Genomic DNA, 22,425 nt, shown 5'->3' with positions numbered 1-22,425 from the left:
CCCCCGGGTGCGCAGTGCCGCGCACCGCGCGCACTACGCTGGCCGTCTTGTGAGCAGCGCGAGCGGCAGCAGCCCGACGCCCGAGGGCGTACCCGAGCCACCCGGCGCACCCGGGGCGGTGCGTGATCCGGGGTCGATGCCGGTCGTCGGCATGGTCGGCGGCGGGCAGCTGGCCCGGATGACGGCCCAGGCCGCCGTCGCGCTCGGGCAGACCCTGCGGGTGCTCGCCGCGTCCCCCGGCGACCCGGCCGCCCGCGTCACCCCGGACGTCGTCACCGGCGACCCCGACGACGTCGCCGCGCTGCGACAGCTCGCCCGCGGCTGCTCCGCGGTCACGTTCGACCACGAGGGCGTCCCGCAGGCCTCGCTCGCCGCGCTGGAGGCGGCCGGGGTGCCGCTGCGCCCGTCGCCGTCGGCGCTGGAGCACGCGCAGGACAAGCTCGTGATGCGGCGGCGGCTGTCCGCGATGGGCGTGCCCGTCCCGGCGTTCGCGCCCGTGGAGGGCCCCGCCGACGTCGAGGCGTTCGGCGCGAAGCAGGGCTGGCCGGTCGTGCTCAAGGCCGCCCGCGGTGGCTACGACGGCCGCGGCGTCTGGTTCCTGCGCGAGCCGGACCCGGAGCTGGTGACGAGCCTGGTCGAGGCGGGCACGCCGCTGCTGGTCGAGCAGGCCGTCCCGATGCGCCGCGAGCTGGCCGCGCAGGTGGCGCGCTCGCCGTTCGGGCAGGCCGCGGTGTGGCCGGTCGTCGAGACCGTGCAGGTCGACGGCCAGTGCGCCACCGTCCTGGCCCCCGCCCCGGGCCTGGACGAGGACACCGCGCTGGCGGCCCAGTCCCTGGCACTGCGGGTCGCCCGCGAGCTGGACGTGACCGGGCTGCTCACGGTCGAGCTGTTCGAGACGGACGAGGGCCTGTCGGTCAACGAGCTGGCGATGCGCCCGCACAACTCCGGGCACTGGACGATCGAGGGCGCTCGGACCTCGCAGTTCGAGCAGCACCTGCGCGCGGTGCTGGACTACCCGCTCGGCTCCACCGCCCCGACCGCCAAGGCCGTGGTGATGGCCAACGTGCTCGGCGCACCGGAGGCGCCGTCGATGTCGATGGACGAGCGGCTGCACCACTGCTTCGCGCGCTTCCCGGACGCGCGGGTGCACCTCTACGACAAGGGCGAGCGCCCGGCCCGCAAGATCGGGCACGTGACGGTCCTGGGCTCCGACCTCGAGGCCGTGCGCACCCGCGCCGAGCTGGCTGCGACGTGGCTCGCCACCGCGACCTGGGCCGACGGGTGGTCGGTGCACGACGGCGTCGCCGGCACCCCGCCCGGCCACGAGATCGAGGAGTCCGGACGTGGCTGAGCAGGGTGCGCCCCGGGTCGGTGTGATCATGGGAAGCGACTCGGACTGGCCGGTGATGGGCGCCGCCGCCGAGGCGCTCGCCGAGTTCGACGTCGCCTACGAGGTGGGCGTCTACTCCGCGCACCGCACCCCGCAGCGGATGCTCGACTACGCGACGTCGGCCGTCGACCGCGGCCTGTCGGTGATCGTCGCCGGGGCCGGCGGGGCGGCGCACCTGCCGGGCATGGTCGCCTCGGCGACGCCGCTGCCGGTGATCGGTGTCCCGGTCCCGCTCACGACCCTCGACGGCCTGGACTCGCTGCTGTCCATCGTGCAGATGCCGGCCGGGGTGCCGGTGGCGACGGTCGCGGTCGGCGGCGCGCGCAACGCCGGACTGCTCGCGGTGCGGATCCTCGCCGCGACCGAACCGGCCCTGCGTGAGCGGATGGCGACGTTCCAGGCGGAGCTGGCGCAGTCGGTCCTGGAGAAGGACTCGGCGTTGCGGGACAAGGCTTCCGGCGCCTGATCCGTGGTTCGGAACGGGTGCCCGATGGGCCGTTCCGGTGATCCGCGGAGACGTCCGGATTTCCCGTGGCGCGCAGGCCGGATCCGGTCGTAGTGTGGCCGTACACAGGAGAGGAGGTGGTCCCGCGTTGAATAGCTGCAGGACGTGTGAGGTGGCTGTCCGCTAGCACCACGTTTGCTCCGGGGCTCTGCTCTACGGCGTAGGCCCCCGGCGACGGTCGTGGAAACCGGTGTGGTGCCGGTGAGTTCCAGGCGGTCACCCGTGATCCCCGGGTCCGAGCCTGTCCAGCTCGGTGACGCACCTGATGGTGCGGCCCGGGGATCACGCATGTCCGGGCCGGCGTCCTCTCAGCCGGTCCGCTGCTCCGGCGGCCGGCCCTCCAGCGCCCTCGCCGCACGCTCCAGACGTCGCGTCACGTCCTCGAGTCCCGGCTCGGCCCCGAGCGGCAGCATCGGCGCGACCCGGCGGAAGTGCTCCCGGCAGGCGTCGACGTCGGACGACCGGCCGCCGTCGGCCAGCCAGCGCCGCAGCGCCTGGTTGTGCGCGGCGACGATCGCGGCGGCGCTGACCGCGGCGCGCAGCTCGCCGTCCGGGACGTCGGTCAGGCGTGCGGTCAGCTCGCGGGTGAACAGCCGCCGGTAGTGGTGCACCGACGCGGCCTCCCGGTCGCGCAGCGCCGGCACGTCGTGGACCAGGCGGAACCGGCGGCGGGCGACCTCGGCGTCGTCGAGGTAGAGGTCGAACACGGTCTCCGCGGCCCGCAGGACCAGCGGGAGCAACGGCTCGGAGGGATGCGCCCCGGCGAAGACCTCGGCGATCCGGGCCAGGCCGAGCTCGTGGTCGGGGGAGAGCGCGTCCTCCTTGCCGCGGAAGTAGCGGAAGAACGTGCGCCGCCCGACGCCGGCCGCGGTCGCGATGTCGTCGACGGTCGTCTCGTCGTACCCGCGCTCGTCGAACAGCGCCGCGGCGGCGGCGACCAGCTCACGACGCACCTCGGCACGGCCCTCCGGGGACCGCCCGCGCCGTGTGTTGACCGTCTCAGTCATGGCACTGAGGGTAGCAATGACATTTGCTGGTGGCACGCAGTGCCGTTACTCTCGGTTGCAACTACACGTGACGACGACGAGGACAGGGCGAATGAACAGCGACTTCGACAGCTACCGGCTCAGCGACGAGCACGAGGCCCTGCGCGAGGCCGTGCGCGATCTGGCCGAGAAGGAGATCGCGCCGCACGCCGCCGAGGTCGACGAGCAGGGCCGCTTCCCCTCCGAGGCCAGGGACGCGCTGGTCAAGGCCGGTTTCCACGCGATCATCGTCCCGGAGGAGTACGGCGGCGAGGGTGCCGACGAGCTGGCCGGCTGCATCGTGATGGAGGAGGTCGCCCGCGTCTGCGCCTCGTCCTCGCTGATCCCCGGCGTCAACGGTCTGGGGCTGACCCCGATCCTGCTGTCCGCCTCCGACGAGCTGAAGAAGCAGGTCCTCCCGTCCATCGCCTCCGGCGAGTCGATGATCAGCTACGCCCTCTCGGAGCGCGAGGCCGGCTCGGACGCCGCCGCGATGAAGACCCGCGCCCGCCGCGACGGAGACGAGTGGGTCCTCGACGGCACCAAGTGCTGGATCTCCAACGCCGGCGAGTCGGACTGGTACACCGTGATGGCGGTGACCGACCCGGAGAAGAAGGCCAACGGCATCTCCGCGTTCGTCGTGCACTCCGGCGACCCGGGCTTCGAGGTCGGGCCGAAGGAGCGCAAGCTCGGCATCCACGGCTCGCCGACCCGCGAGATCTACTTCCAGGGCTGCCGGATCCCGTCCGACCGGATCATCGGCAAGGAGGGCACCGGCTTCAAGACCGCCCTCGCGACGCTCGACCACACCCGCCCGACGATCGGTGCGCAGGCCGTCGGCATCGCGCAGGGGGCCCTCGACACAGCGATCGCCTACGTCAAGGAGCGCTCGCAGTTCGGCAAGAAGATCGCCGAGTTCCAGGGCCTGCAGTTCATGCTCGCCGACATGGCGATGAAGGTGGAGGCCGCGCGCCAGCTCGTCTACGTGGCGGCCTCGCGCGCCGAGCGCGGCGAGAAGAACCTGGGCTTCATCTCCTCCGCCGCGAAGTGCCTCGCTTCGGACACCGCGATGAGCGTGACGACGGACGCGGTGCAGCTCCTCGGCGGCGCCGGCTACACCCGCGACTTCCCGGTCGAGCGGATGATGCGCGACGCGAAGATCACCCAGATCTACGAGGGCACCAACCAGGTCCAGCGCATGGTCATGGCGCGGTCGCTGCTCAAGTGACCCTGCCGTGAGGGGACCCTTCGGGACGCGTGCCGTCCCCGGGGGTCCCCTCGCGTCTGTCTAGCGGCGGAAGGACTCGACCGTCACCTCGTCGGCCGGGTCGAACCGGGCCGCCGACTCGGTGATCAGGTCCAGCGTCCGCCGCGACTGCGCGCAGCCGAACCCGTATTTGGCCTGCACCCGCTCGTCCGCGATCCGCATGCAGGTCCGGCTGCGGTCGAGGAAGTCGGAGACGGGGTAGCCGGAGCCCGCCGAGAAGTACTCCTCGACGATCAGCGACGGCGAGTAGTACGAGCGGGCCGACCCGTCCGGCCAGCGGACGTCGAACATCACCTCGGGCATGGACGCGACGGTAGATCGCCCGCATGACGACGACGTTTCGCCGGCCCCGCGGTCACCCGGAGGCGGGCTCGCGGAACGGGAACGAGTGGTGCTCGTGCGCGACCACCCAGCGGCCGTCGTCCTTGCGCAGCCCGAGGGTCAGCCGCAGGCGTTGCCCGGGGAGGGCGGCGAGTTCCTACCGGGGCGAGCCCACTTCGCACACGTTCGGTCGTCCGCGCACAGGGCAGAACCTATGCGAGGACACCAGAACCTGTGCGAGGTCGGACCGAGCGGCCCCGGCAGGGGCGGGCCGGCTCAGAGCAGGAAGCCGAACAGGGGGCTGTCCGGGGGAATGGGCTCGATGTGCGGGGGTGCCTCGTGCATGCGCTTGAGCAGGGCGGGGAGGTCATCGGGGGATCCCAGCTCGACGCCGACCAGGGCGGGCCCGGTCTCGCGGTTGCTGCGCTTGACGTACTCGAACAGCGTGATGTCGTCGTCCGGGCCCAGGACGTCGTCGAGGAAGCGGCGCAGTGCACCGGGCTCCTGCGGGAACTCGACGAGGAAGTAGTGCTTGCGGCCCTCGTGCACCAGGGCGCGCTCGACGATGTCGGCGTAGCGGCTGACGTCGTTGTTGCCGCCGGAGAGCAGGCAGACCGTCGTCGCGTCGCGGGGGATGTCGAGGGCGTCCGCGGCGGCGGGGGACAGGGCGCCCGCGGGCTCGGCGATGATCCCGTCGGACTGGTAGAGCGCCAGCATCTCCACGCAGATCCGGCCCTCGGGCACGGAGACGATCTCGGCGCCGGAGCCGTTGACCACGTCGAACGTGGCCCGGCCGACCTTGCGGACCGCGGCGCCGTCGACGAAGGGGTCGAGCTTCTCCAGCTCGACCGGCTCCCCGGCGGCCAGGGCCGCGGCCATGCTCGCCGCGCCGGCCGGCTCCACGCCGATCACCCGGACGTCCGGGGCGTGCTCGCGGAAGTACGTCAGCGCACCGGCGAGCAGCCCGCCGCCGCCGACCGGGACGACGAGCACGTCCGGCGGGTCGGCCAGCTGGGACAGGATCTCCCGGGCGATGGTGCCCTGACCGGCGACGGTGCGCGGGTCGTCGAACGCGGGGACCTGCGTCGCCCCGGCGGTCCCGGCGTGCTCGCGGGCCGCGGCGGCGGCCTCGTCGTAGGTGTTGCCGACGACCCGGACCTCGACGGCGTCCCCGCCGAGGCGGGCCACCCGGTCGCGCTTCTGTCGCGGCGTCGTCCCCGGCAGGTAGACGCGGCCACGGACGCCCAGGCGCTGGCAGGCGAACGCGACGCCCTGGGCGTGGTTCCCGGCGCTGGCGCAGACCACCCCGGCGGCGCGGTCGGCGTCGCCGAGCTGGGCGATCAGGTTGTAGGCCCCGCGGATCTTGTAGGACCGGACCGGCTGCAGGTCCTCGCGCTTGACCCAGACCTGCCCGCCCAGCCGGTCGGACAGGCGCGGGTTGAGCTGCAGCGGGGTCGGGCCGATGACGGTGCGCAGACGGCCGGCGGCCTCGTCGACGTCCTGGGCGGTCACCGGGTGCGGAGCGGGTGTAGCGGTCACGACCGCTTACGGTGCCACGCGGCCCGGCAACGGCCGCGACCAGGGCGGTTCAGGCGGACAGGCGCAGCGTGCAGCGCTCGGTCTCGGCCCGGTGGTCCAGGCGCGAGACGTCGGCGTGACGGCACTGCACCAGCGACGCGCCCGCGGCGAGCACCGCCAGCAGCCCCTCGCGCAGGCCCTCCGGGGTGTTCCACTCACGCGTCGAGAGCACCCGGTCACCGGCGCCCATGTCGAGTACGCCCGCGGCTTCGCGGGCGGCGGTCAGCACGTCGTCACCGGTGGCGCCGTCCCACACGACCGCGTCGGCGGGCACCGGCTCCCACGGCACGAACTCGTCGCCGTGCAGCCGCACCTCGGTCGCGAAGTCGATCACGCCCGCGGGCAGGCCGGTCAGGCCCTTGCCGAACGCGTCGAGCGACAGCGCGACCACGCCGCCCTCGGGCCCGGCGCCCAGCGCGGTGTCGAGGTGCTCGGAGTCGGTCAGCACCCACTGCGCCGTCGCCGGGTCGGTGACCAGCTCGGCGCCGCACGACCACAGCGCGAGCAGCACGCTGGCGGTCTGCCAGTGCGCGGGCAGCAGCAGCGCGACCCGGGTACCGGGCTCGACGTCGCACTCGTCGCGCAGCAGGTTCGCGGCCTTGGCCGCCCAGTTCGCGGTGGTGGTGCCGGAGAGCTCCATCCGCTCGCCGGTCGCGTCGTCGTAGTGCGTGACGAGCGGCTTGGCGGCGTTCGTACCGAGAGCGGGGGCCAGGAGGGCGTCGGTCAGGGACACGCCCGCAGGCTACGTGCACCGGCTCAGTCGATGCAGGGCACTCCGCCCGCGGTGATCGGCGGGGCGACGGGGGCGGCGGCCGGGGCCGCCGCGGCGCCCGTGGAGCCGGACGCCGACACCGCCGCGGTCCCGGAGCCGGCCCCGGGGAAGTCGGTGCCGATCAGCACCTGCACCCGTCCGGGCGCGACGCCGTCGGACTGCTCGACGCCGATCCCGCCGAGGGCTCCGGCGACCTTGCGGGCGCCCGCGTCGCCGTCGGCCCGGGAGTAGCGCACGACCGACGTGGCCCGGTCGGGCGCGTTCTCGACGGCGCCGGTCGTGATCCCGTTCTGGCTCAGCGTGCCCGCGACCTGAGCGGCCAGCCCGGTCGTCCCGGACCCGTTGCCGACGTCGGCGGTCACCGGAGCCGGCGCCGGGGCGTCGGAGGCCTCCTCGGCGGGCTCGTCCTCCGGCTCGGTCTGACGGGCGACGAAGTCGCGGACCTGGTTCTCGTCGATCGCGACGACGTCGCCGCGGGTGTTGTGCTCGCTGCCGCCGGTGGGGATGGTCAGGAAGTCCATCTTCCCGGCCGCGATGTCCGAGGCCTGCCGGGCGAACGACAGCAGGTCCCAGCCGGAGTCGATCACGACGGACTGCTGCACGACGCCGATCAGCGCGGAGAGCTTGTCCGAGTCGGTGAGCGTCCCGCCCGCGAGGATCTTGTTCGCGACGGCGGCCATGAACACCTGCTGGCGCTTGATCCGCGACAGGTCGCCGCCGGCGAGGCCGTGGCGCTGACGCACGAACGCCAGCGCGTCCGCGCCGGAGATCGTCTGCGGCCCGGCGGCGAAGTCCGCGCCGGAGAGCGGGTCCTTCGCCGGGGCCTTGAGGCAGACGTCGACGCCGCCGATCGCGTTCGTCAGGTTGTAGAAGCCGAGCAGGTTGACCTCGGCGTAGTGGTCGACGGTCAGCCCGGTCAGGTCCTGCACGGTCGCGATCAGCGAGCTGCGACCGGTCGCGGAGGACTGCTGGTCGACCTGCCTGGGGTCCTTCACCCCGTCGGCGACGAGCTTGCTCGCGGCCTCGGCCTTCGTCGCCGGGTACGCGGCGTTGATCTTGTCCTGGCGGTAGCCGGGGATGTTCACGTAGCTGTCGCGCGGGATGGAGAACGCCGTCGCGCTGGTGCCGTCGGCCGGCACGTGCACCAGGATGATCGTGTCCGAGTTCAGGACCCCGGAGTCGGCGCCGCTGCGCAGCTGGGCCAGGGCCTCCTTCGGCAGCGGGTTGCCCTGGGCGTCGGTCCGGCTGTCCACCCCGACCAGCAGGATGTTCTGGTCCCCGCCCGAGGAGCCGCCGGTGATCACGTTCGTGGTGGTGATCCCACTGGTCACGTCGTGGTAGAGCGACCACGCCGCACCGGTCACCGCGATCACGACCGCGGACGACACGGCGACGCCCACCCGCAGCCGGTGGGCCCAGCGGTCCCAGCCGGTGCCGGTCCGTGGCGGCGGTGCCGACGTGCGCCCGCGCGTCTCCCGGCGGGCGGCGGCGCGCGCCGCGGCGGCGGACCCGGCCGACGCGGTGCGCGAGGCGGAGCTCCGCGACGACGACGTCCGGACGGTGGCGGGCGAGGGCGGCCGGTAGGAGCCGGAGCGGCCCGGGAGCGGGTGCTCGGCCCGCCGGTCGGCGGAGCGCAGCCACGGGTCGCGGATATCGGTCACGGTGGTATCCGCCCCCTCTGCTGCGTCCCTTTACCGGATCACGGTCCCCGGCCGGATCATCAGGGTGCAGCATCGGCGCGCGCCCCGAGGCCCGTCCGGCCCGCGTGTCGGGACCACTCGCCCGGACGCGGGAGCGCACCCTGACTTGAGTGTGATCGGCGGTCTCGGTGGTGTCGACCGGATCGTCACTGGTCAACGGTGGTGTGGACGGGATGCGAGAGGGTGTCGGAACCACCCGGCGTCACCGTGTGTGATCTTCACGAAGGTGATCGGGTCACGGCCGCGTCGGGACCGTCGGACCCCGTCGCTAGGGTCCGGTGACGTGGACCCCTCAACCGTGGACGGCCCGGTGCGGACCTACGGCGACGAGCTGGCCGTCGTCACCGTCACCTACTCCCCGGGGAGGACCCTGGACGCGTTCCTCGACTCCCTGAACGCCGCGACCGACCGGCCGGTGCAGGTCGTGCTGGCCGACAACGGCTCCGTCGACGGCGCCCCGGAACGCGCCGCGGAGGCCCGGGAGAACGTGACGCTGCTGCGGATCGGGGAGAACGTCGGCTACGGCGCCGGGGCGAACCGGGGCGTGGCCGAGCTCGGCCCGGAGGTCGGCTGGGTGATCGTGGCCAACCCGGACCTGGAGTGGGGCCCCGGTTCGATCGACGCCCTGCTCGCCGCCGCGGCGCGGCATCCGCGGGCCGGCGCGCTCGGCCCGCTGATCCGCGAGCCCTCCGGCGAGGTCTACCCGTCGGCCCGGGAGCTGCCCTCGCTCGGCGCCGGCGCCGGGCACGCGGTGATCGGCACGGTGTGGCCGGACAACCCGTGGACGCGGGCCTACCGCCGCCCGGAGGAGCCGGCCGAGCGCACCGCGGGCTGGCTGTCCGGGTCCTGCCTTCTGCTGCGGCGCGCCGCGTTCGACTCCGTCGACGGCTTCGACTCCCGCTACTTCATGTACTTCGAGGACGTCGACCTCGGCGAACGGATCGGGAAGGCCGGCTGGCAGAACGTCTACGTGCCCTCGGCCGAGGTCGTGCACCTGGGCGGGGTGTCCACCGGCAAGCCCGAGGTGTCGGCCCGGATGCTCGCCGAGCACCACCGCAGCGCCTACCGCTACCTGGCCGACCGGCACCCCGGACCCCGGTGGGCACCGGTGCGTGCGGCGCTACGCGCGGGACTCGGGGTGCGGTCCCGTCTGGCCACCCGCTCGGCCGCCTGACGGGCCGTCGGCGGCGGGTAGGACAATCGCGTCACGAACACGTCACGGCCCGGGCATCGGGCCGCCGGGAGGGGAATCCGCGTGCAGGACGTCGAAGCGGTCGTGCTGGTCGGTGGCAAGGGGACGCGCCTGCGTCCGCTGACGCTGTCCGCGCCGAAGCCGATGCTGCCCACCGCCGGGGTGCCGTTCCTGGCGCACCTGCTGTCCCGGATCCGGGAGGCCGGCATCCGCCGTGCGGTGCTGGGCACCTCGTACCTGGCCGAGACGTTCGAGAGACATTTCGGCGACGGCTCCGAGCTCGGCCTGGAGCTGACCTACGTCGTCGAGGACGAGCCGCTGGGCACCGGTGGCGGCATCCGCAACGTCGCCGAGCACCTGACCACCGAGCACGTGATGATCTTCAACGGTGACGTGCTGGCGGGCACCGACCTGCGCGCCGTCGCCGAGACCCACCGCGAGACCTCCGCCGACGTCACCCTGCACCTGGTCCGGGTGCAGAACCCGCGCGCGTTCGGCTGCGTGCCCACCGACCGCGACGGCCGGGTGACGGCGTTCCTGGAGAAGACCGAGGACCCGCCGACCGACCAGATCAACGCCGGTTGCTACGTCTTCCGCCGCTCGGTGCTCGACACCATCCCGGCCGGACGCCCGGTGTCGGTCGAGCGTGAGACGTTCCCCGGCCTGCTCGAGGCCGGGGCCCGGGTCCAGGGCCACGTCGACGTCGCCTACTGGCGCGACATGGGCACCCCGGCCGACCTCGTGCACGGCTCGGCGGACCTGGTCCGCGGCGTCGCGCCGTCCGCGGCGCTGCCCGGGCCGTCGGGGGAGTACCTGCAGCTCGACGGGGCCGAGGTCGCGCACGACGCGTTCGTCTTCGGCGGCTCGACGGTCGGGGCCGGGGCGAAGGTCGGCTCCGGGGCGAAGGTCGAGGGCTCGATGCTGTTCGACGGCGCGGTCGTCGCCGACGGTGCGGTCGTGGAGAACTCCGTGGTCGGGGCCGGTGCGGTGATCGAGGAGGGCGCGAGCCTGCGCGACACCGTCGTCGGCGACCGGGCCGTGATCGGCGCGCACTGCGAGCTGCGGCACGGCATGCGGATCTGGCCCGACGTCCAGCTCCCCCCGCACGGTGTGCGGTTCTCCCCGGACGTGTAGGGGCGGACGTGTAGTGGCACAGCCCGATCCCGCCGGGCGAACCGGACGTCCGGTCGAGCGTGAGTGGCTCCCGCCGTTCGTCCTCGACCTCTACGGCGTGCTGTCCCCGCTGCGTCGCGGACGCGGCGACCCGACGTGGCGCACGGTCGCCGACGGCGCCACGATCTGGCGGGTCTCCACCACCCCGCAGGGCCCGGCGACGCTGGCGATCCGCCGCCGCGCCGACGGCACCGTCCGGGCCACCGGCTGGGGTCCGGGCGCGGCGTGGGAGATCGACGGGCTGCCGTCGCTGCTCGGCGCCGACGACGACCCGTCGTCGTTCACCGCGTACCACCCGATCGTCGCCGACGCCCGGCGGCGGATGCCCGGCATGCGCCTCGGCTCGACGCGCCGGATCTGGGACACACTGCTGCCGGCGATCCTGGAGCAGAAGGTCACCGGAACCGAGGCGCGCCGCTCGTTCCGCGAGCTGTGCCGCCGCTTCGGCGCCCCGGCGCCCGGGCCCGAGGGCGTCGTCCCGGCCGGGATGCGGGTGCCGCCGACCCCGGCCCGGATCCGCGCCGTGCCGGACTGGGAGTGGCACCGTGCCGGCGTCGACCACGCGCGGCGCCGCGCGATCCTGCACTGCGCCGTCGTCGCGCACCGCCTGGAACGGGCCGCCGAGCTGCGCGGCGAGGAGGGGCGGCAGCTGCTGCGGCGCGTCCCGGGCATCGGGGTGTGGACAGCGGCCGAGGTCGCGCAGCGCGCCTGGGGCGACCCGGACGCGGTCAGCTTCGGTGACTTCCACGTCCCGAACACGGTCGGGCACGCGCTGCTCGGGCACGACCTCGACGACGTCGGGATGCTCGAGGTGCTCGCGCCCTACGTCCCGCAGCGCCAGCGCGCCGTGCGCTACATCGAGGCGTCCGGTTTCCGGCGCCCGCGGTTCGGGCCGCGCTTCTCCCCGCGCGACTACCGCGACATGTGACCTGTCGCGAGACCCGACCCGCAGCGTCACGTGACCTGCAGGGTTGCCCTGCACGGTCGTCCACACGACACCGACGTAGGGTGCTGCGGGTGAAGGTCACCGTACTGGTCGGCGGGGTCGGCGGGGCCCGCTTCCTGATGGGCGTCAAGTCCGCGCTCGGGCTCCCCCCGGTGGGTGCCGGGCCCGAGGGCCACCCGCACTCCGTCGACGCCGTGGTCAACGTCGGCGACGACATCTGGCTGCACGGCCTGAGGGTCTGCCCCGATCTCGACACCTGCATGTACACCCTCGGCGGCGGCATCGACACCGAGAAGGGCTGGGGCCGGTCGTCGGAGACGTGGTCGGTGAGCGAGGAGCTCGCCGCCTACGGTGCCGACCCGCTGTGGTTCGGCCTCGGCGACCGCGACGTCGCCACGCACCTGGTGCGGACCCGGATGCTGCGCGCCGGCTACCCGTTGTCGCAGGTCACCGAGGCGCTGTGTCACCGCTGGGAGCCGGGCGTGCGGCTGCTGCCGGCCACCGACGACCGGGTCGAGACCCACGTCGTGATCGACAACCCGGACGCGGGCGGCGAGGACGCGCCTCCGCAGGTGGCGATCCACTTCCAGGAGTGGTGGATCCGGCACAAGGCCGGGCCGCCCGCGCACCGGTTCGCCTCGGTCGGCGCGGATGCCGCGAACATCCTCCCGGACGCCCGCTCCGCGATCGCCGACGCCGACGTCGTGCTCGTCGCCCCGTCCAACCCGGTCGTCTCGATCGGCACGATCATCGCCGTCCCCGGCGTGGCCCAGGCCCTCGTGGCGACGCCGGCGAAGATCGTCGGGCTGTCGCCGATCGTCGGCGGACGCCCGGTGCGCGGGATGGCCGACGCGTGCCTGGCCGCGCTGGGCGTCGAGACCAGCGCCGAAGGCGTCGGGCGGCACTACGGCGGGCGTGGGCAGGGCGGCCTGCTCGACGGCTACCTGGTGCACACCGGCGACACCGCCGAGGTCCCGGGCGCGGAGGTCCGCGAGGTCCCGCTGCTGATGACCGACACCGACGCGACCGCCGAGATGGCGCGCCGGGCGTTCGAGCTGGCCGGAACTCCCGTTGACTGATCCGATCGCGGCCGCGTTCCCCGACCACGCCAGCACCGGCGGGCTGACGATCCTGCCGATCCCCGGGCTGCCCGAGTTCCGTCCCGGCGACGACCTGGCCGCCGCCCTCGCCGACGCCGCGCCCTGGCTCGCCGACGGCGACGTCCTCGTCGTCACCAGTAAGATCGTGTCCAAGGTGGAGGGACGCCTGGTCCCCGCCCCGGAGGACCCCGACGAGCGCGACGTGCTGCGCCGCAAGCTCGTCGACCAGGAGACCGAGCGGATCCTGGCCCGGCGCGGCAAGACGCTGATCGTGGCCGGAAAGCTCGGCATCGTGCAGGCCGCCGCCGGGATCGACGGCTCCAACGTGCGCCGCGACGAGCTGGCCCTGCTCCCGGCCGACCCGGACGCCAGCGCCGCGGCCCTGCGCGGGGCGCTGCGCGAGCGTCTCGGGATCGACGTCGCCGTCGTCGTCACCGACACCATGGGCCGGACGTGGCGGATCGGGCAGACCGACATGGCGATCGGCTCGTCCGGCGTGCCGGTGCTGCACCGCTACGGCGGCGCCGTAGACGCCCAGGGCAACGACCTGCTCGTCACCGAGATCGCGCTGGCCGACGAGCTGGCCGCGGCCGCGGACCTGGTCAAGGGCAAGCTCGGCGCCGTGCCGGTCGCCGTCGTGCGCGGCATGCACCCCGCCGACGACGGCTCCGGCGCGCGCGAGCTGGTCCGCTCCGTCGACGAGGACATGTTCTGGCTCGGCACCGAGGAGGCGATCGGGCGCGGACGCCGGGAGGCGGTGCTGCTGCGCCGCAGCACCCGCGACTTCGACGACGAGGTCCCGGTCGATCCGGACGCGCTGCGCCGCGCCGTCGGCGTCGCGCTGACCGCCCCCGCGCCGCACCACTCGACGCCGTTCCGCTTCGTCTGGCTGCGCGACCCTGCGCGCCGGACCGCGTTGCTGGACGCCATGCGGGAGCGCTGGACCGCGGACCTGACCGCGGACGGGCGTCCCGCCGACGAGATCGAACGCCGGCTGGCCCGCGGCGACCTGCTGCGCCGGGCCCCGGAGCTGGTCCTCCCGTTCCGCACCGACGAGGGCACGCACGACTATCCGGACGCCGCCCGCTCCGCCGCCGAGCGGGACATGTTCACCGTCGCCGGGGGAGCGGCCGTGCAGTCGCTGCTGGTCGCCCTCGCCGCCGAGGGCCTGGCGTCGTGCTGGGTCGGCTCGACGATCTTCGTCCCGGATCTGGTGCGCGAGCATCTCGGCGTGGACGACGGCTGGCAGCCGCTCGGCGCCGTCGCGGTCGGGACGCCGGTGGAGCCGCTCGTCCCGCGCCCGCCGCGGGACCCGGCGCAGGGCCTGCTCGAGTGGTAGCCCCGGCCACCGCGGCCGCGGAGCTGTCGGCCTGGACGCCCGCCGGCGAGGCCCAGCTCGCGTTGCGGGAGGCGCTGCTGGCGTTCCTGGCCGCGCGCCCGGACGACGGCTGCGACCGCGCGTCGGTTCCCGGGCACCTGACCGCCTCGGCGCTCGTCCTCGACGCCACCGGCGAGCACACGCTGCTGACCCTGCACCCCCGCGTCGGGCGCTGGATCCAGCTCGGCGGGCACTGCGAGCCCGGTGACGCGACGTTGCGCGACGCGGCCCTGCGGGAGGCGACCGAGGAGTCCGGGATGACCGGTCTGGAGATCGCCGAGCACCCGCTGCACGTCGACGTGCACCCGGTGACGTGCTCGCTCGGCGTCCCGACGCGGCACCTCGACGTCCGGTACCTGGTGCGCGCCCCGGCCGGGGCGCGGCCGACGATCAGCGACGAGTCGCTCGACCTGGCCTGGTGGCCGGTGGACGCCCTGCCGGCGGACAGCGACACCGTCGCCACGATGGTCGCCGCCGCGCGCTCCTGAGGGACCTCGGCGCCGGAAGGAACGTCAGCGCCAGAAGAACAGGGCGCTGTAGCCGGTGGAGGCGAGCGCTGTGTCCCCGCCGACGGCGCCGAACAGGCTCAGCGCCCCGGAGAAGAACGCCGAGCTCACACCCGGCACGAACAGGATGAGCCCGAGCAGCACGAGCGGCGCCCACGGCCGCACCTGCTGGCCCAGCCGCTGCGCCGAGGCCGGCAGGTAGGGCTCCAGCGCGCCGTAGCCGTCCAGGCCGGGGATCGGCAGGATGTTCAGCACGAACGCGATCACCTGGAACAAGGCCAGCGCCGAGAGCGCGGCCGCGAGCACCAGGGGCATCGAGACGGTGATCACCAGGGCCGTCAGCACGATCCCGAGGAGCAGGTTCATCGCCGGACCGGCCACCGACATCGCCGACCGCCAGGCGCGCGAGCGGATCGCCCAGTGGTTGATCCACACGGCGCCGCCGGGCAGCGGGATGCCGCCGATCAGAAGAATGATCAGGGGCAGGACGAACGAGTAACCCACATCGGTGTATCGCCGGAAGTCGAGCGTCAGGTAGCCCTTCTGGGCGACGGAGGTGTCGCCGCCGCGGTAGGCGACGATCGCGTGCCCGAACTCGTGCAGGCACAGCGAGACGGCCCATCCACCGAGCACGACCAGCACGATCCCGGTGATCGCCAGCGCCTCCGACTGCGCGCCGGCCGCGACTACGCAGAGCACACCACCTATCACCGCAATGCCGACGAGAAGGAAAAACCAGGGACTGATGCGACGTGTGAGGGCGGGCATGTACCCAGTCTGCCGAATCGCCTAAACAAAGCTGGGTAAGGCATCACTCGTTCGGCAGAGCCGGCTTGCTTTCGACGAACCTCAGCGCTGTACTTACAGCGGTGTCATTCGCCGGTGTGTTGCGGGGAGGTGGGCGAGTGGACGACGTCGAGATGTTCATGCGCGGGATCCAGCCGAGTGGGTCCGTCGGGCTGGCCGTCATGGACCACACGGTCCAGGAGCAGGACGCGCAGGTGCTGCAGCTGCGTGATCTTCTGGAGGAGTCCTCGGGAGAGGAGATCCCGGACTGGCAGGAGCGTGCGCTCTGCGCCCAGACGGATCCCGAGGCGTTCTTCCCGGAGAAGGGTGGTTCCACCCGGGAGGCCAAGCGCATCTGCTCCGGCTGCGAGGTCCGGGCCGAATGCCTGGAGTACGCGCTGGCGCAGGACGAGCGCTTCGGCATCTGGGGCGGGCTGTCCGAGCGGGAACGCCGCCGGTTGCGTCGCGCCGCCGTCTGAGCGGGAGCGCGCAGGAGAACCGAGGTCCGGGCCGTCATTCGGTCCGGACCTTCTTCGTATCCGGGTGGCGTTCGCGCGGCTCGGAGACAACCGCGCGACGAGCGGGACGGTGCTAGTCGCCGCCGCCGTCGACCGCGTCCGGCTCGATGTTGAGGTACTCGGCGACCTGCTCGACGAGCACCTCGTGCACCAGGTCGGCCAGGTCCTCGCCGTCGCGCGCCCGCGCCTCGAGCGGGCGGCGGTAGAGCACGATCCGGGCCCGCGTCGGCATCCCGGAGTGGTCGACACCGGCCGGGACCAGGTGCGCGAGCGGCACCCCGACGTCGGCGAGCACGCCCGATCCCCACACGACCTCGTCCGGCGACGTGCTCTCCACGGCCGGCACGTCGTCGACGGCCAGGTCCAGGTCGGTGAGCTCGGGCCCCCAGCGGGACTCGATCGGCTCCAGCGCCTCGAGCACCTTCGCGTCGAACCGTTCGGCCCGTGTCCGGAACGCGGGCGTGGTGACCGGGAACATCATCCCGCGCAGCCCCCGGCCGCGGCGATCCCGGCGGCGAGGGGCGCGGCGGAGCACGCGATGTGCAGTGGACACCCGTGCAGTCTAGAGCCGTCTCCCGTTCCGCGGACCAGAGCGCGGGATCGCCCTCCGCGCGTCGGGGGGTCGGGAGCCGAACGGGCCCCGTCGCGGGCCCTGCGGTGCCCTGCGATGAACCACAGCGAGTCGCAGTGCGGCACTCGGGCGGGCAGGGGCTATCGTCGGGCGCGTGTTGAGTGTGCGGAGATGTTCACGGACGGGCTGCACCGAGCTCGCCGTCGCCACGCTCACCTATGTCTACGCCGATTCCACGGCCGTCGTCGGGCCGCTCGCCACGCAGGCCGAGCCGCACTCCTACGACCTCTGCACCCCGCACGCGCACAACCTGACCGCGCCGCGCGGCTGGGAGGTCGTCCGGTTCGAGGGCGAGTTCACCCCGCAGCAGCACGCGGCCGAGGACCTCACCGCGCTCGCCGACGCGGTACGCGAGGCGGGCAGGGTGGACCGGCCGGTGGAGATCGTCGCCGGCGCCGGGACGACGGGACGGCGCGGGCACCTGCGGGTCCTGCCCACCCCGGCCGACGACCAGTAGCCCTCACCCGCTCGGGGTACGGCTACCGGTAGGGTTCGGCGCCGTGCCTGACCTGTCGGCGATCGTGAAGGCCTACGACATCCGTGGTGTCGTGGGCGAGCAGCTCGACGAGGGCACCGCGCGTGCGCTGGGTGGGGCGATGGCCCGCCTGGTCGCGGCGGACGACCCGGCCCCGCGGGCGGTCGTCGTCGGACGCGACATGCGCGACTCGTCGCCGTCGCTCGCCGCCGCGTTCGCCGACGGCGTCACCGGGCAGGGCCTCGACGTCGTCGACATCGGTCTGGCCAGCACGGACATGCTCTACTACGCGGCCGGCTCGCTCGACCTGCCCGGCGCGATGTTCACCGCCAGCCACAACCCGGCGAAGTACAACGGGATCAAGCTGTGCCGCGCCGGGGCGACCCCGATCGGGCAGGACAGCGGCCTGGCCACGATCCGGGAGACCGCGGAGGCCGGCGTACCGGAGGGACCGGGCGGCGGCTCGGTCGAGACCCGGGACATGCTCGCCGGGTACGCCGACTACCTGCGCTCGCTCGTCGACCTGTCCGGGCTGCGCGAGCTGACCGTCGTCGTCGACGCCGGCAACGGCATGGGCGGGCACACCGTCCCGACCGTGTTCGACGGGCTACCGATCCGCGTCGTCCCGCTCTACTTCGAGCTCGACGGCGACTTCCCCAACCACGAGGCCAACCCGCTGGACCCGGCGAACCTGGTGGACCTGCAGAAGGCCGTCGTCGCCGAGGGCGCCGACCTGGGCCTGGCCTTCGACGGCGACGCCGACCGCTGCTTCGCCGTCGACGAGCGCGGTGAGGCCGTGAGCCCGAGCGCCATCACCGGGCTGGTCGCCGCCCGCGAGCTGGCCCGGGTCGCCGCCGACGGCGAGACCGACGTCGCGATCATCCACAACCTGATCACCTCGCGCGCCGTGCCGGAGATCGTCGCCGAGCGCGGTGGGCGCGCGGTGCGCACCCGCGTCGGGCACTCGTTCATCAAGGCGACGATGGCCGAGACCGGCGCCGTCTTCGGCGGCGAGCACTCCGCGCACTACTACTTCCGCGACTTCTGGAAGGCCGACTCCGGCATGCTGGCCGCGCTGCACGTGCTGGCCGCTCTCGGCGAGTACCGGGGCGCCGACCCGGCCGCGCCGCTGTCCGGGCTGATGGCCGCCTACGAGCGCTACGCCGCGTCCGGCGAGATCAACTCTACGGTGACCGACCAGGCCGCGCGCGTGGCCGAGATCGAGCGCATCTACGGCGCCCGCGACGGCGTCGAGCTCGACACCCTGGACGGGCTGACGGTCTCGCTGCCGGACGGCTCGTGGTTCAACCTGCGCGCGTCGAACACCGAGCCGCTGCTGCGGCTCAACGTCGAGGCGGCCGACGCCGGCGCCGTCGCGGCGCTGCGGGACGAGGTCCTGGACGTCGTCCGGGCGTGACGCCGCGCAGCGACCCGTACCCGCACTCCGGTGCGCCGTGGTGCGTGGAGCCGCTGACCGCGGGTAGACAGGGCCGTACCCGGTCGGCTGCCGCGCGCGTATGCGTGACGGTGGCAGCATCGGGTGGAGCAACGAACGAGGAGAACCGTGGCCGTACAGCTCGACCCCCAGCTGCTCGAGATCCTGGCGTGTCCGTGCGACGAGCACGCCCCGCTGCGGGTGGGCAGTCCGGACGACCCGTCGGCCGACGTGCTGACGTGCAGCTCGTGCGGCCGCCGTTTCCCCGTGGTGGACGGGATCCCGGTGCTGCTGCTGGAAGAGGCCCTGCCGGTCGGCGGCACGGCTCCCCGGGACGACGGGTGAGCCCGGTGCTCGACGACACGCTCCTGGCCGACCCGGGCGAGCTGGCCTCCCGCGACACCACCGGTGTGCTCCGCGCCGCCGCGACGGCCGGGGCCCAGGTCCGCTCGACCGTGCACGCCGCCGCCGAGGCGGGTCTGGACTCGCTGCGCGGGCACCGTCCGCGCGCGCTGGTGCTGCTGCGCCGCCCCGGCGTCTCCGGTGCCGTCGCCGACCTGGTGACGGCACTGCTCGGCCCGCGCTGCCCGGTCCCGGTCGTGCTGGCCGACGCCGTCCCGGGCTGGATCGGGCCGCTCGACGTCGTCATCGCCCACACCACCTCCGACAGCGACCCCGAGCTCGCCGAGTCCGTCGCCGTGGCCGTGCGCCGCGGCGCCGAGGTCGTGCTCTCCGCGCCGGACACCGGCCCGGTCGCGGCGGCCGGTGCCGGCCGGGCCCGACTGGTCGAGCCGCGGATCCCCGTGCCCGACGGCCTCGGGTTCGCCCACGTCCTGACGACGATGCTCGTCGCGGTCACCGAGATGGAGCTGCTCGAGCCGTCCCCGGCGGCCGGGCTCGAGGCCCTGGCCGACGCGATGGACGCCGAGGCCGAGCGCTGCCAGCCCGGGCACGAGCCCTTCGTCAACCCGGCGAAGCAGCTGGCCCTACGCCTGGCCGAGCACACCCCGCTGCTGTGGGGCACCGACCCGGTGGCCACCGCCGTGGCCCGCCACGGCGCGGTCGCGCTGGGTACCCAGGCCGGGGTCGTCGGGCACGCGGCGGACTTGGTCCAGGCCGGGACCGAGAGCGGGCTGTGCCGCGCGGTCGACCTCGGCGAGGCCGAGCACGACGTGTTCCGCGACCCCTTCGACGACCCGCCCGGCAACGAGGCCCCGCCTCCGCGTCTGGTGCTCCTGGGCACCGGCGAGGAGGATCCGCAGCAGGTCAGCCGGCGTCGTCTGGGCCGGGGGTGGCCGAGCGCCGACCTCGCGCACCCGATCGAGGAGGTGCCGCGCGGCACCCGGGACGCACCGCTGCTGCGCGCGGCCGTGCTCGCGGCACGGTTCGACATCGCCGCGGTGTATCTCGGCCTGGCGACGAACGCGACCGAACGGACCTGAGCCCGTACCCGCCCCGCCCGGCAGCGATACCGGGCGGGCGCGGAGCCGAGGCCGAGTAGCGAGGAGACCCGTGGAGCTGCTGGAGAACCCGGTGCGGTCCTACGCCTGGGGCTCGCGGACGGTGATCGCCGAGCTGCTCGGGCAGCCGGTGCCGTCGCCGCACCCGCAGGCCGAGCTGTGGCTCGGCGCGCACCCGGCCGCGTCGTCGACGGTGCGCCGCCGGTCCGGGGACGACGCCCGGCTCAGTGACGTCGTGTCCGCCGACCCGGCCGGGGTGCTCGGCCCCGACCGTCACGAGCGCTGGTCGGGCAAGCTCCCGTTCCTGCTCAAGGTGCTGGCCGCCGACGAGCCGCTGAGCCTGCAGGCGCACCCCAGCCTGGCGCAGGCCTCCGACGGGTACACCCGCGAGAACGCCGCCGGGATCGCGCTGGACGCACCGGACCGCAACTACCGCGACGCCAACCACAAGCCCGAGCTGATCTGCGCGCTCACCGAGTTCTCCGCGCTCGTCGGGTTCCGCGAGCCCGAACGCACCCTGGAGCTCCTCGCCGCCCTCGCCGTCCCGGAGCTGGACGGCTACGCCGAGCTGCTGGCCGGGCAGCCGTGCCCGGACGGGCTGCGCGCGCTGTTCACCACCTGGATCACGCTGCCGCAGGTGCTGCTGGACACGCTCGTCCCGGCGCTGCAGGACGGTGCGGTGCGGCTGGCGCAGGCCGACACCGGGTTCCGCGACGACGCCCGCACCCTGCTCGAGCTCTCCGAGCGCTACCCCGGTGACGCCGGCGTCCTCGCCGCGCTGCTGCTCAACCGGGTCACCCTCGCCCCGGGGCAGGCGATGTACCTGCCGGCCGGCAACCTGCACGCCTACCTCTCGGGTGCGGGGATCGAGCTGATGGCGAACTCGGACAACGTGCTGCGCGGCGGGCTGACGCCCAAGCACGTCGACGTCCCGGAGCTGCTGCGCGTCCTGGACTTCACCGCGCCCCCGCCGCCGGTGCGCTCCGGCGCGCCGGACGGGGACTGGCTGCGCTACGACACCCCGGCCGAGGAGTTCCTGCTGCGACGCTGGGAGGTCTCCGAACGGGCGAAGGTGCCGGTGCCCGGCAGCGGAGCGCGGATCATGCTGTGCACGGCCGGCAGCGCGGTCGCGACGGGACCGTCGGGCACGCTGACCCTGGACCGCGGCGTCGCGGTGTTCCTCGGCGACGCCGACACCGGTGTCGAGGTCTGCGCGGGCGAGTCCGGCGCCCACGTGTTCCTGGCCGGCGACGGGCTCTGACACCCGGCCCCGTCAGGGGTCCCCGGCGGCACGCGGGCGATAGTGTCACCGCGAAATCGCCACGACCGGGGGAGAGACACGTGTCCGCAAGCGGCGGTAACAAGGCCATCATCGCGGCGCTGCTGGCCAACGCCGGCATCGCGCTGGCGAAGTTCATCGGGTTCCTGGTCACCGGCGCCTCGTCGATGCTGGCCGAGGCGGTGCACTCGGTGGCCGACACGGCGAACCAGGGGCTGCTGCTGCTCGGCGGCAGGCGTGCCCGGCGGGAGGCGACCGAGGAGCACCCGTTCGGCTTCGGCCGCGACCGCTACTTCTACTCGTTCGTCGTCGCGCTGATGCTGTTCACCCTCGGCGCGGTGTTCGCGATCTACGAGGGCATCCACAAGCTGGAGGAGCCCGAACCGCTGACCAGCCCGATCGTCGCGCTGGTCATCCTGCTGGTGGCGATCGTGCTGGAGGGGTTCTCCTTCCGCACCGCCGTCACCGAGTCCCGCCCGCTCAAGGGCACCCGGAGCTGGTGGCGGTTCATCCGCCAGGCCAAGGTGCCGGAGCTGCCGGTGGTGCTGCTGGAGGACTTCGGCGCGCTGATCGGCCTGGCGTTCGCTCTCGGCGGCGTCGGCCTGACCGTGCTCACCGACGACCCGGTCTGGGACGCGGTCGGCACGCTGTGCATCGGCACCCTGCTCGGCGTCATCACGGTCATCCTGGTGATCGAGATGAAGTCCCTGCTGATCGGCGAGGGCGCGCTGCGGCCGGTCGTCGGCACGATCCGTCGCGAGCTCGAGGCCGGCGACGCGGTCGTCAAGTGCATCCACCTCAAGACCCAGTACCTCGGCCCGGAGGAGCTCCTGGTCGCGGCGAAGATCGCGCTGACGCCGGGGCTGCAGGTGGAGCAGGTCGCGGTCGCCATCGACGAGGCCGAGGCCCGCATCCGTGCCGCCGTCCCGGACGCGCGGGTGATCTACCTGGAGCCGGACCTGGATCGCACCCCCGTGGGCTGAGGCCG

At 74.0% G+C, this 22,425-nt stretch carries 24 protein-coding genes; 16 read left to right on the top strand and 8 right to left on the bottom strand.

Going from position 1 to position 22,425, the window contains the following annotated elements:
• The first annotated feature begins 136 nt into the window (after positions 1–136).
• Entirely contained in the window at positions 137–1,351 is a 1,215-nt protein-coding gene (locus EV383_RS25350) for a 5-(carboxyamino)imidazole ribonucleotide synthase (protein WP_130295005.1), read from the top strand.
• Positions 1,344–1,856, top strand: coding sequence for a 5-(carboxyamino)imidazole ribonucleotide mutase (purE, locus tag EV383_RS25345; RefSeq protein ID WP_278044849.1), 513 nt, complete (start codon positions 1,344–1,346; stop codon positions 1,854–1,856). Before EV383_RS25350 ends, purE begins: the two co-directional genes overlap by 8 nt.
• 347 nt (positions 1,857–2,203) lie before the next feature.
• Here the strand turns inward: purE and EV383_RS25340 are convergent, their stop codons facing one another.
• Positions 2,204–2,902, bottom strand: coding sequence for a TetR family transcriptional regulator (locus tag EV383_RS25340; RefSeq protein ID WP_130292249.1), 699 nt, complete (start codon positions 2,900–2,902; stop codon positions 2,204–2,206).
• 91 nt (positions 2,903–2,993) lie between these two features.
• Between EV383_RS25340 and EV383_RS25335 the strand changes: the two genes are divergently transcribed.
• A complete protein-coding gene (locus EV383_RS25335) occupies positions 2,994–4,148 on the top strand; it encodes an acyl-CoA dehydrogenase (RefSeq protein ID WP_130292248.1) in 1,155 nt (384 codons plus the stop codon).
• A gap of 60 nt (positions 4,149–4,208) precedes the next feature.
• Here the strand turns inward: EV383_RS25335 and EV383_RS25330 are convergent, their stop codons facing one another.
• From EV383_RS25330 to EV383_RS25310, 5 genes are all read right to left on the bottom strand, one after another.
• Positions 4,209–4,490 (bottom strand): MSMEG_0570 family nitrogen starvation response protein, encoded by a 282-nt coding sequence (locus tag EV383_RS25330; protein WP_130292247.1) that lies wholly within the window; start codon positions 4,488–4,490, stop codon positions 4,209–4,211.
• Positions 4,491–4,542: 52 nt separating this feature from the next.
• Complete coding sequence (locus EV383_RS25325; RefSeq protein ID WP_341273756.1) at positions 4,543–4,632, bottom strand: nuclear transport factor 2 family protein; 90 nt, start codon at positions 4,630–4,632, stop codon at positions 4,543–4,545.
• Positions 4,633–4,784: 152 nt separating this feature from the next.
• Entirely contained in the window at positions 4,785–6,020 is a 1,236-nt protein-coding gene (gene ilvA / locus EV383_RS25320; protein WP_130295001.1) for a threonine ammonia-lyase IlvA, read from the bottom strand.
• Between the two features lie 76 nt (positions 6,021–6,096).
• Positions 6,097–6,819, bottom strand: a complete 723-nt coding sequence (locus tag EV383_RS25315; protein WP_130292246.1) for a TIGR03089 family protein — start codon at positions 6,817–6,819, stop codon at positions 6,097–6,099.
• 23 nt (positions 6,820–6,842) lie between these two features.
• The gene (locus tag EV383_RS25310) at positions 6,843–8,519 is read right to left on the bottom strand and encodes an LCP family protein (protein WP_242623306.1); all 1,677 of its coding nucleotides are present in this window, start codon (positions 8,517–8,519) and stop codon (positions 6,843–6,845) included.
• Positions 8,520–8,841: 322 nt separating this feature from the next.
• Between EV383_RS25310 and EV383_RS25305 the strand changes: the two genes are divergently transcribed.
• From EV383_RS25305 to EV383_RS25280, 6 genes are all read left to right on the top strand, one after another.
• Positions 8,842–9,732 carry a glycosyltransferase family 2 protein gene (locus tag EV383_RS25305; protein WP_242623305.1) on the top strand — a complete coding sequence of 297 codons (891 nt, stop codon included), beginning with the start codon at positions 8,842–8,844 and terminating at the stop codon, positions 9,730–9,732.
• 81 nt (positions 9,733–9,813) lie between these two features.
• A complete protein-coding gene (gene manB / locus EV383_RS25300) occupies positions 9,814–10,884 on the top strand; it encodes a mannose-1-phosphate guanylyltransferase (protein WP_130292245.1) in 1,071 nt (356 codons plus the stop codon).
• 13 nt (positions 10,885–10,897) lie between these two features.
• Positions 10,898–11,851 carry a DNA-3-methyladenine glycosylase family protein gene (locus EV383_RS25295; protein WP_130292244.1) on the top strand — a complete coding sequence of 318 codons (954 nt, stop codon included), beginning with the start codon at positions 10,898–10,900 and terminating at the stop codon, positions 11,849–11,851.
• Positions 11,852–11,940: 89 nt separating this feature from the next.
• Positions 11,941–12,948: a 2-phospho-L-lactate transferase gene (cofD, locus tag EV383_RS25290; protein ID WP_130292243.1), complete on the top strand. Its 1,008-nt coding sequence runs from the start codon at positions 11,941–11,943 to the stop codon at positions 12,946–12,948.
• Entirely contained in the window at positions 12,941–14,308 is a 1,368-nt protein-coding gene (locus EV383_RS25285) for a coenzyme F420-0:L-glutamate ligase (RefSeq protein WP_242623304.1), read from the top strand. Before cofD ends, EV383_RS25285 begins: the two co-directional genes overlap by 8 nt.
• The gene (locus tag EV383_RS25280) at positions 14,302–14,835 is read left to right on the top strand and encodes an NUDIX hydrolase (RefSeq protein ID WP_130292242.1); all 534 of its coding nucleotides are present in this window, start codon (positions 14,302–14,304) and stop codon (positions 14,833–14,835) included. The genes EV383_RS25285 and EV383_RS25280 overlap by 7 nt, the downstream gene beginning before the upstream one ends.
• 24 nt (positions 14,836–14,859) lie before the next feature.
• On the opposite strand, the gene EV383_RS25275 is transcribed toward EV383_RS25280, so the two are convergent.
• Positions 14,860–15,552, bottom strand: a complete 693-nt coding sequence (locus tag EV383_RS25275; RefSeq protein ID WP_423213665.1) for a site-2 protease family protein — start codon at positions 15,550–15,552, stop codon at positions 14,860–14,862.
• Positions 15,553–15,854: 302 nt separating this feature from the next.
• On the opposite strand from EV383_RS25275, the gene EV383_RS25270 reads away from it, so the two are divergent.
• The gene (locus EV383_RS25270; RefSeq protein WP_207223868.1) at positions 15,855–16,118 is read left to right on the top strand and encodes a WhiB family transcriptional regulator; all 264 of its coding nucleotides are present in this window, start codon (positions 15,855–15,857) and stop codon (positions 16,116–16,118) included.
• A 112-nt stretch (positions 16,119–16,230) separates the two neighbouring features.
• Here EV383_RS25270 and EV383_RS25265 read toward each other — a convergent pair whose 3' ends face one another.
• Positions 16,231–16,710, bottom strand: coding sequence for a metallopeptidase family protein (locus EV383_RS25265; protein ID WP_242623303.1), 480 nt, complete (start codon positions 16,708–16,710; stop codon positions 16,231–16,233).
• A gap of 181 nt (positions 16,711–16,891) precedes the next feature.
• Between EV383_RS25265 and EV383_RS25260 the strand changes: the two genes are divergently transcribed.
• The 6 genes from EV383_RS25260 to EV383_RS25235 all read left to right on the top strand — a co-directional run bounded on the left by EV383_RS25260 (position 16,892) and on the right by EV383_RS25235 (position 22,420).
• Positions 16,892–17,245, top strand: coding sequence for a DUF3499 domain-containing protein (locus EV383_RS25260; RefSeq protein ID WP_130294991.1), 354 nt, complete (start codon positions 16,892–16,894; stop codon positions 17,243–17,245).
• Between the two features lie 43 nt (positions 17,246–17,288).
• Complete coding sequence (locus EV383_RS25255; RefSeq protein ID WP_130292239.1) at positions 17,289–18,680, top strand: phosphomannomutase/phosphoglucomutase; 1,392 nt, start codon at positions 17,289–17,291, stop codon at positions 18,678–18,680.
• A 147-nt stretch (positions 18,681–18,827) separates the two neighbouring features.
• Entirely contained in the window at positions 18,828–19,043 is a 216-nt protein-coding gene (locus EV383_RS25250; protein WP_130292238.1) for a Trm112 family protein, read from the top strand.
• A complete protein-coding gene (locus EV383_RS25245; protein WP_242623302.1) occupies positions 19,040–20,140 on the top strand; it encodes an SIS domain-containing protein in 1,101 nt (366 codons plus the stop codon). The genes EV383_RS25250 and EV383_RS25245 overlap by 4 nt, the downstream gene beginning before the upstream one ends.
• Positions 20,141–20,210: 70 nt before the next feature.
• Complete coding sequence (gene manA / locus EV383_RS25240) at positions 20,211–21,419, top strand: mannose-6-phosphate isomerase, class I (protein ID WP_130292237.1); 1,209 nt, start codon at positions 20,211–20,213, stop codon at positions 21,417–21,419.
• An 80-nt stretch (positions 21,420–21,499) separates the two neighbouring features.
• Positions 21,500–22,420, top strand: coding sequence for a cation diffusion facilitator family transporter (locus tag EV383_RS25235; RefSeq protein WP_130292236.1), 921 nt, complete (start codon positions 21,500–21,502; stop codon positions 22,418–22,420).
• The last annotated feature ends 5 nt before the right edge of the window (positions 22,421–22,425 follow it).

It is taken from the genome of Pseudonocardia sediminis, from assembly GCF_004217185.1.
Classification (GTDB): Bacteria; Actinomycetota; Actinomycetes; order Mycobacteriales; family Pseudonocardiaceae; genus Pseudonocardia; species Pseudonocardia sediminis.
The sequence above is the reverse complement of the archived record's forward strand: the minus strand, read 5'-3'. Positions and strand labels throughout refer to the sequence as shown.